This is a genomic window from Oleiphilus sp. HI0079, from assembly GCF_001635105.1.
Window position 1 is genome coordinate 1 of record NZ_LWFT01000933.1, and the last position, 960, is coordinate 960.

The window sequence follows — 960 nt, forward strand, 5'->3', positions numbered from 1 at the left end:
CGGCGAATGACCGTGATCGAGGCTGAGAATAGCGATGGTCAGATGGCTACGCGATTTGTCATCGATTTAGCCACAATGGCGCCATACACCAGTGAGGTTTCTGGCAACGATCTGATCATGCGAGTTGGTGCAGCAGCGCCAGCACCTTCCGCCTCCCAAGAATCTTCAGAGCAAGTGACCGCTTCTTCCGCTGCAAGCGATATTACCAGTATTGATTTTCGCCGTGGAGAAAAGGGTGATGGGCAAGTCATTATTGGTTTGAACAATCCTTCTGTAGACATTGATATGTCTGAGGTTGGTGGAAATATTCAGCTTGTTATTTCGGGGGCAGAGCTTCCAGAGGCTTTGCGCCAACGTTTAGATGTTGTTGATTTTGCGACACCTGTTCACCGCATTGAGTCGTATGTTGAAGACGGCAAAGCAAAAATCGTGATTAAGCCGGAAGGTAATTATGACTACCTAGCCTATCAGGCGGACAATCAGTTTGTTGTCAGTGTTGAAAAGGTGACCGAACAGGAAGCCGAAGAGCGCTTGAAAGAGAAGTTTCCTTACACGGGCGAAAAGCTGTCTCTTAACTTCCAGAATATTGAGGTTCGTGCTGTATTGCAGTTGATCGCAGATTTTACAGGATTGAATTTGGTAGCAAGTGACACCGTAGGCGGCAGCATTACCCTGCGTTTGCAAAATGTTCCTTGGGATCAGGCGCTAGAGTTGGTACTAAAAACGAAAGGTCTTGATAAGCGCACAACAGGCAATGTGATGTTGGTTGCTCCGGCAGAAGAGATTGCTGCGAGAGAAAAACTTGAGATCGAAACAAACAAGCAGGTTGCTGAGTTGGCGCCAGTCCGTTTGGAAATCATTCAGGTTAACTACGCGAAGGCTGCCGATATTGTTGCCATGCTGCAGCAGGATCAAGAGTTGATTTCTGGGCGCGGGTATATCTCTTCAGATGAGAGAACG

General features: G+C 47.7%; 1 protein-coding gene. It reads left to right on the top strand.

Going from position 1 to position 960, the window contains the following annotated elements; genetic code table 11:
* Positions 1 to 960 (top strand): AMIN domain-containing protein (locus A3750_RS17185; RefSeq protein WP_197475110.1); only part of this gene is annotated, 960 nt, incomplete at both ends.